This window comes from Segeticoccus rhizosphaerae (genome assembly GCF_009192725.1).
GTDB classification, from domain to species: domain Bacteria; phylum Actinomycetota; class Actinomycetes; order Actinomycetales; family Dermatophilaceae; genus Segeticoccus; species Segeticoccus rhizosphaerae.
Genome location: NZ_VOHR01000198.1, coordinates 1 through 7,308 on the forward strand (window position 1 = coordinate 1; position 7,308 = coordinate 7,308).

A 7,308-nucleotide genomic window follows, 5' to 3' on the forward strand; every position below is an offset into this window, starting at 1 on the left:
CTGCCGGCTTCGGGTCGTCGGCCTCCGGCCGGTCGGCGGCGCTCGGGCCGGCGGCAGGCTGCTGGGCGGTGGGTTGGCTCGTGGCGACGGCTCGAGCTGCCTGCTCGGTCGCCGAGTCCGAGGAACCGCCACTCAGCTGGACCACTCCCGCCAGCACCGCTAGGGCGGCGAACGCGGTCAGCAGGCGGTGCCGCCGGAACCACCCCCTGGGCTTCTCGGGCCGTGGCGGAGCGCCGACCGGTTGCCATCCCTCGAAGTGCGTCAAGCGCTGCTGTCGACGGTCGTGGTCGTCGTGCGGGGACATGGGTTCTCCTTCGTCGGTGGTGAAGTGCGCACAGTCCACCTCGGGACAACCGCCGGGGTCTTCACTCGATCGGCTGGATCACCTTGGCTCATCGGATGATCCGGCGGACCACACCGCAGCCGGATGACGGAGGACCACTGTCGGACCCCGGAGCTAGCCTCGTCGCATGTCCACGAGCCAGGCCCTTTCGGCGCCGATCCGGCTGCCTGGTGCGCTCGCTGCGCTCGGCCGGCTGCTCCGCGGCGTGAGGTCCCGTCGACGTGGGTGCACGGTCTTCGTGGTGGTCACCTGCCTGCTGAGCTCGTCGCTCGCGGTGTCCCTGGCCGACAGCCGCCGGCTGGCCGCGGCCGGCCTCCCGCCCGATACCCCGCTGTCCGACAGACTGGCGCTCGCGTTCCTGGCCGGTGCCGCCGTGGCTGTCTCCATGACCTGGCGGCGCCGGTGGCCGTTATGGGTGACGATGGGTGCGGCGGCCGCCGCGCTGCTCTTTCCGCTGGATGTGCTCGGCCTGTTGATCGGCCTCACCCACGTCGTGGCTCGCCTTCGCGGCAGGGCCGTGTGGGCCGGAGGGCTCGCGGCCGGCCTGGGCACCACGGCGTCCGTATGGCGTGATGCCCACGGCCACGCGCCGGGCACCTCGTTCTGGGGTGACGTTTTCGTCGGGTCCTCGGCTTCCGGCGCCACGTCCACGGCCCTCAGCTGGTGGGCGCAGGGCCTCATCGTGGTCGTGCTGGTCGCTCTGTCGGTCGGCGCAGGCCTCTTCTTGCGCACGCGACGCGACCTGCAGGCGACCCGTGCCGAGCAGCGCACCGATCGCGATGCGGTCGGGCGGCTCAGCGAGGAGATGGGCCGCCAGGCGGAGCGCGAGCGGATCGCCCGCGAGGTGCACGATGTCCTCGGGCACCGGCTGTCGCTGCTCTCGCTGCACGCCGGAGCCCTGGAGGTGGCCGCCGGCGAGGACCCGCGCGTGCGCCACAGCGCCTCGCTCGTCCGCGAGGGCGCCCAACAGTCCATGGACGACCTGCGCTCCCTGCTGTCAGTCCTACGCGACCCCAGCCAGAGCGAGAGTGTGCATCCCACGCCCTCCCTCGCCGAGCTGCCCCGAGTGATCGAGGAGAGCATGAGCGGAGGCATGCAGGTCCAGTCGACGGTCTACCTCGACGGCGCAGCGCGAGCGAGCCACCAGTTGGCCCGGGCGGTCTACCGGATCGTGCAGGAGATGTTGACCAACGCCCGCAAACACGCGCCGGGCGCTCCGGTCCGACTGCGTGTCGAGGGTGACGACCGGCACGGCATACGGATCGAGGCCGCCAACTACCTGGTGGCACAGTCTGGCTCGGTGCGCCCGGGTCAGGAGCGCCACGGGACGGACGCACCGCCCCACGGTCGAGGTGCCGGGCTCGCGGGCATCGCGGAGCGGGCCGCCCAGCTCGACGGAGAGTCGCGGCACGGCGTGGACGCACTGGGGGTCTTCCGGGTAGAGGTGTGGCTGCCCTGGACCGGCGGCGTGCAGAGCCTTGGTGAGGACAAGGAGGTGACCCGTGCAGGGTGATGAGCGGCCGCTCCGTGTGCTCCTGGTCGATGACGATGCCCTGGTCTGCCAAGGCCTCGAGCTGATGCTGTCCACCGCTGACGACCTCGAGGTGGTCGGGGCGGTCCACGACGGCGACGGGGTGGTCGAGGCGGTCCACCGGCATGCCCCCGACGTGGTGCTGCTCGATGTGCGGATGCGACGGCAGGACGGGATCACCGCCACACGATCGCTGCGTCGGCTGGCGGATCCCCCGAAGATCATCGTGCTGACCACCTTCGACCACGACGAGGTCATGCTGCGCGCCGTGGAGGCGGGCGCCGACGGCTTCCTGTTGAAGACGGCTTCGCCGGCCGAGATCCTCGCTGCCGTCCGGAATGTCGCGGCCGGAGGCGGAGCGGTTTCCCCGGGCAGCGCCCGACAGCTCTTCCACCACGTGCGCCACGACCCCTCCGCGCTTGCCCGCCGGTCCGCTCAGGCCGCGATGGTCACGCTGACGGCCAGGGAGCGTGAGGTGGTCCGCGCCGTCGCCCGCGGGCTGTCCAACGCGCAGATCGCGGCCGAACTTTTCGCGAGCGAGGCGACGGTCAAGACGCACCTGGCTCACGCGCAGGCCAAGCTCGGCTGTTCCGGCCGAGTCGAGGTGGCCGTCCTGGTCGAGCGCTCGGGGCTGCTCGCCGGTGTGGGCAGCTGACGGCATCGCAGTCGGCCGTAGGACGGTCGCCGCACCGCCGGTTGGCCGGTCTCGGCGAGTGGACCGATGCGTGCGCGTGTAGGCGCCGCGTCTACTGTGCTTTGGGTGAACGAGATCCGCAGGGCACGCACGAACGATGTGCGGGCCATCCGTGCACTGGTCCAGCCGTTGGCCGAGACGAGGGTGCTCGTCGCGAAGGACGCGGTCACCTACTACGAGGCGCTGCAGGAGTTTCGGGTCGTCGAGGACGACCGCGGGAAGCTGATCGGGTGTGGCGCGCTGCACGTGATGTGGGAGGACGTGGCCGAGGTGCGCACCCTTGCGGTGGATCCGTCGGTCACCGGGCGGGGCATCGGCGGAAAGCTGCTCGAGACGCTGCTCGAAGACGCACGCGAGCTCGGGGTCGACCGGGTGTTCTGTCTGACCTTCGAGGTCGACTTCTTCACCAGGCACGGATTCACGACGATCGACGGGCAGGCCGTCGACCCGGAGGTCTACGGGCAGCTGCTGCGCTCGTATGACGAGGGCGTGGCCGAGTTCCTCGACCTGGACCGGGTGAAGCCCAACACCCTCGGGAACACCCGGATGCTGCGCATCCTCTGACGCTTCCTCGTTCGGGCATGCCTCGGTGCCCGCCCGTGCTGGCAGCGACCCCGACTGCGGGCAGCGCGCCGCCGTTTCGCCGCCGTCGAGCCAGTGGGTGACCGGGTGCCGGGCGGCCGAGTGGTCGGTCAGCGGCGACGCGACTGGTAGATGCGTCGGACGACGTCCTCGATGTCAGGTTCTTCGACTGACAGGTCGCGCACCTCACAGACATCCGACACGCCGGCCAAAACGGCTGCGGCTGTGGTTGATTCGGGGTCGAAGGCTAGTCGCTGCCGCAGCCCGTCCCCCTCGCTGCCCAGGTGCACGGCACCCGGTATGTCAGTCAGGTCACCCGTCGGCTCGGCCAGGTCGACGACGAGGACCCGCTGGGCGCCGACGGTTGCGCCCAGACCGGCGAGCGTGCCGTCATAGGCCAGGGCACCGCGGTCGACGACGAGCACCCGGTCGCAGAGCCGCTCGATGTCGCCCATGTCGTGCGTCGTGAGCAACAGGGTGGTGCCGCGGGTGGCGCGCTCGTGGATGAGGAACTCGCGCAGTCGTTGCTTGGACAGGACGTCCAGCCCGATCGTCGGTTCGTCGAGGATCAGCAGCTCGGGGGAGTGCAACAGGGCGGCGGCGATCTCGGCGCGCATCCGCTGCCCGAGCGAGAGCTGGCGGACCGGGGTGTCCAGGGTCTCGGCCATCTCCAGTTGCTCGACGAGTTCGGCTGTGCGGCCGCGGGCCTCGTCCGGCCCGAGTCGGTGGATCGCTGCGAGGATGGCGAACGACTCGCGCAGCGGCAGGTCCCACCACAGCTGCGAACGTTGACCGAAGACCACGCCGATCCGGCGTGCCAGCTCCCGACGGCTCGTCAACGGGTCCAGCCCGCAGGTGCGCACGCTTCCGGCTGTGGGCACCAGGATGCCGGTGAGCATCTTGATCGTCGTCGACTTGCCGGCGCCGTTGGCCCCGATGTAGCCGACCGCCTCCCCGGGCCGCACCGTGAACGTCATCGCGTCGACAGCGGTCACGGTGGAGCGTTCGCGCAGCAGCCGCCGGCGCGAGGCCACAGGTCGGCCGGATGCACGCATCCTCGCTGACTTCCGCCGCACCACGAACTCCCTGGTGAGGTCGTGCACCTCGACGATCGGACCGATCGCTCCGTCTCGCAACGCAGTCGCGTGCTGACTCATCCGCCGCCTCCCTGGTAGTGCCGGGTGCCCCATCGCCAGAGGGTCAGGGCGAGTGCCCACACCCAGGCCGCGGCGAGCGGGAGCAGCCAGGCCAGCCAGGTCGGCAGTCCGGCAGGCCCCGGCAGGTCGAGGATCGCGAGCGTGGGCAGGTATGCCGTGAAAGCGACCGGGACGAGATAGCCGAAGATCATCTTCAGCGGCGTCGGGAAGATCGAGGCCGGCTGGCTGGAGGCGTAGGACCCGCCGTAGGTGAACGAGTTCGTCAGCTCCGCCCCGTTGATGAGGAAGAACTGCAGGCTCGCCGCGCACACGAACAGCCCTGCGAAGATGGCGGTCCCGAAGACGATGGCCATCGGCAGCATCGCCCTGGTGGCCAGGGACCAGTCCACGTCGCACCGCACCAGGCCGGCGACCAGGGCGGTCGCCGCCACGCCGATCCGGGACAACCGGCGCAGCGAGAACTCGCACGTCATCAGTTGCGCCAGCACTGGTTGCGGCCGCAGGTAGAAGGCGTCGAGGGTGCCCATGCGCACGAAGGTCGGCAGCCCGTCGATGTGCCCGACCAGCAGGTCGGCGAGGGAGAAGGCGAGGTTGGACAGCCCGAACACCAGCAGTATGGCGTTGAAGTCGAGCCCGCCGAGCACCTGGACGTTGTGGAAGATGACCCACACCTCGGCGAACTCGGTCAGGCCGACGAGCAGGGAGCCGAACAGGTCGAGCAGGAAGGACGCGCGGTAGGAACGTTGCGCTCGGATCCGCGAGCCGATGACAGCGGCGTATGGCGTGTGCCAGGTCCCGTGCAGTGGTCGCCTGGTGCGCGGCGCGAGGTCAGCCACCCTGTACCTCCAGCTTGCGACGACCGGCCGTCGTGAGGACCCGGCCCAGGGCACCGATCACGAGGACCCAGAAGGCCTGGATCACGAGGAGCTGCACCGAGTCCCAGCCGGTCACCCGTCCCGACAACACATCGATGGGGCTCTGCAGGATGGACGGAAAGGGGGTGGCGTGCGCCAGCGCGGACAACCATCCGGGGAAGATGTGCACCGGCACGTAGAGCCCCGCGAGGAAGGTGGCGGTCACGCCATACAGGGAGCGCACCCCGCGCGTCTCGACGAGCCAGAAGCCGAGGACGTTGACGGCATACCGGCACAGGAAGGACACCGTCACGGCGAGCACGATGCTGACCACACCCAGCAGGTAGGGCAACGCGGTCTCCGGCATCGTGAGCCCCACGGTCAGCGCGCCGACGAGGACGCTTGGGAGCCCTCGCGGGATGAAGGTGTATGCCGCCCGGCCCAGGTCGGCCGCGAGATAGGTCGCCTGCACGTCCACCGGGCGGGTGAAGTCGATCGCGATGTCGCCGTTCTTGATGCGGTCGCCGATCTCCGACGGGGCGAAGCCCAGCTCCACGGCGCCGAGCAGGCCCTGCGAGAGCCAGACGTAGGCGCTGATGCCGTCCTGGTCGTAGCCAGACAGCTCGCCCCCCGCGGCAGCCACGGCGGCGAACAGGATCGCGGCCCGGATGAACCCGAAGACGACGTTGGTGGTGAGCCCGGCCAGCATGGCGAGCCGGTAGTTGGCCTGCTTGCGGAACCCCGCCCTGGTCAGCTGCCAGTAGGCGGAGAGGTCCGGGCGCACAACCGCAAGAACCTAGTCGGGCTCGGAGGCTGGCGCAAGCGGATGTGCCGGGCAGGCGGACCCAGGGCGCGCATCCGGGCAGGATGCCCCGGTGGGGCGTAGCCTCCCGGGCATGGATGGAGCCGATTACATCATCGTCATGGGGGTGTCCGGGTCGGGGAAGACCACGGTCGCCAAGGGGATCGCCGAGCGCATGCATTGGGATTTCGCCGAGGGTGACGACTTCCACTCCGAGGCCAACGTCGCCAAGATGCACTCGGGCCACCCCCTCACCGATGAGGATCGGTGGCCGTGGCTGCGGTCGATCGGAGACTGGATCAATGAGCGCGAGAAGCAGGGCACCAGCGCAGTGCTGACCTGCTCGGCCCTCAAGCGGGTCTACCGCGATCTCCTGCGGGAGGGGCGTCCGGGCGTGCGGTTCTGCCACGTAGAGGTCGACGCCGAGCTCATCGCCAAGCGGCTCGCGGCGCGTCAGGGCCACTACATGCCTCCGTCATTGCTGCCGAGCCAGCTGGCCGCGCTGGAACCGCTGGAGCCGGACGAACCCGGAGCCACCGTGTCCGCGGCGCCCACACCGGAGGAGGTTGTGGACAACGCTATGAAGGCTCTGGGTCTTCACGAGGGAGGGAACCAACGATGACGACCACCTACGCCCTGCACCTACTGGCTGCGGACGACAAACCGCTCAGCAGCGCCGGCAACGGTCAGCTGATCGCGGCGGCGCTGCTCGGCATCGCGACCGTCGTGGTGCTCATCGTGTGGGCGAAGTTCCATCCCTTCATCGGGCTGATCCTCGGCACGGCCGTTCTCGGCGCGGTGGCCGCGGTCGCGCCCGGCGACATCGTGACGAGCTTCGTCGACGGTCTCGGCTCGACCTTTGGCGCGGTCGGCCTGTTGATCGCGTTGGGCGCCATGCTCGGCAAGCTGCTCGCCGACTCGGGCGGCGCCAACCAGATCGTCGACAGCATCATCGCCCGGGTGGGGCCGAAGACCCTGCCGTGGGCCATGGCGCTGATCGCGGCGATCATCGGGCTGCCGATGTTCTTTGAGATCGGTGTCGTCATCCTGGTGCCGATCATCCTCCTGGTCGCCCGCGAGACCGGAGTCTCGTTGATGAAGGTGGGGATACCGGCCCTGGCCGGCCTGTCCATCCTGCACGGCCTGGTCCCGCCGCACCCCGGCCCGGAGACGGCGATCAGCCTGCTGCACGCGCCGCTCAGCTACACCCTGATCTTCGGGCTGATCATCGCGGTGCCGACGCTGATCCTCGCCGGGCCGCTGCTCGCGCCGCTGATGGACCGGCTCGTGCCCGTGCACGTCGGCGCCGACGGCAACGCGCGCTCCGGCGTCGCGGCCGACCAGC

Annotated in this window: 8 protein-coding genes and 1 pseudogene; 5 read left to right on the top strand and 4 right to left on the bottom strand. The window is 70.1% G+C overall.

Translation table 11 applies throughout. From position 1 onward, the window contains the following. Positions 1–304: pseudogene (locus tag FRW57_RS14610) on the bottom strand (hypothetical protein); the annotation flags it as partial. Positions 305–470: 166 nt separating this feature from the next. Between FRW57_RS14610 and FRW57_RS14615 the strand changes: the two are divergent. The 3 genes from FRW57_RS14615 (at position 471) to FRW57_RS14625 (ending at position 3,132) form a co-directional block, all read left to right on the top strand. Then, positions 471–1,856 carry a sensor histidine kinase gene (locus tag FRW57_RS14615; RefSeq protein WP_137121375.1) on the top strand — a complete coding sequence of 462 codons (1,386 nt, stop codon included), beginning with the start codon at positions 471–473 and terminating at the stop codon, positions 1,854–1,856. Next, positions 1,846–2,529 carry a response regulator gene (locus FRW57_RS14620; RefSeq protein ID WP_238384647.1) on the top strand — a complete coding sequence of 228 codons (684 nt, stop codon included), beginning with the start codon at positions 1,846–1,848 and terminating at the stop codon, positions 2,527–2,529. The genes FRW57_RS14615 and FRW57_RS14620 overlap by 11 nt, the downstream gene beginning before the upstream one ends. A 105-nt stretch (positions 2,530–2,634) precedes the next feature. After that, positions 2,635–3,132, top strand: a complete 498-nt coding sequence (locus FRW57_RS14625; protein WP_238384648.1) for an amino-acid N-acetyltransferase — start codon at positions 2,635–2,637, stop codon at positions 3,130–3,132. Between the two features lie 128 nt (positions 3,133–3,260). On the opposite strand, the gene FRW57_RS14630 is transcribed toward FRW57_RS14625, so the two are convergent. The 3 genes from FRW57_RS14630 to FRW57_RS14640 are packed head-to-tail and all read right to left on the bottom strand — an operon-like array spanning position 3,261 to position 5,945. Beyond that, positions 3,261–4,307 (bottom strand): ABC transporter ATP-binding protein, encoded by a 1,047-nt coding sequence (locus FRW57_RS14630; RefSeq protein ID WP_238384649.1) that lies wholly within the window; start codon positions 4,305–4,307, stop codon positions 3,261–3,263. Then, a complete protein-coding gene (locus FRW57_RS14635) occupies positions 4,304–5,143 on the bottom strand; it encodes an ABC transporter permease (RefSeq protein ID WP_238384650.1) in 840 nt (279 codons plus the stop codon). Before FRW57_RS14635 ends, FRW57_RS14630 begins: the two co-directional genes overlap by 4 nt. After that, positions 5,136–5,945: an ABC transporter permease gene (locus FRW57_RS14640; RefSeq protein WP_238384651.1), complete on the bottom strand. Its 810-nt coding sequence runs from the start codon at positions 5,943–5,945 to the stop codon at positions 5,136–5,138. Before FRW57_RS14640 ends, FRW57_RS14635 begins: the two co-directional genes overlap by 8 nt. Positions 5,946–6,057: 112 nt before the next feature. Here FRW57_RS14640 and FRW57_RS14645 point away from each other — a divergent pair, with 112 nt between their 5' ends. Further along, positions 6,058–6,585 carry a gluconokinase gene (locus FRW57_RS14645; protein WP_137121377.1) on the top strand — a complete coding sequence of 176 codons (528 nt, stop codon included), beginning with the start codon at positions 6,058–6,060 and terminating at the stop codon, positions 6,583–6,585. Further along, the coding region (locus FRW57_RS14650) for a GntP family permease (protein WP_238999442.1) at positions 6,582–7,308 on the top strand (727 nt) is incomplete at its 3' end. The genes FRW57_RS14645 and FRW57_RS14650, both read left to right, overlap by 4 nt.

Coding starts and splice junctions, on each gene's coding strand:
- FRW57_RS14615 (WP_137121375.1), top strand. CDS start 471: ATGTCCACGAGCCAGGCCCTTTCGGCGCCGATCCGGCTGCCTGGTGCG.
- FRW57_RS14630 (WP_238384649.1), bottom strand. CDS start 4,307: ATGAGTCAGCACGCGACTGCGTTGCGAGACGGAGCGATCGGTCCGATC.
- FRW57_RS14645 (WP_137121377.1), top strand. CDS start 6,058: ATGGATGGAGCCGATTACATCATCGTCATGGGGGTGTCCGGGTCGGGG.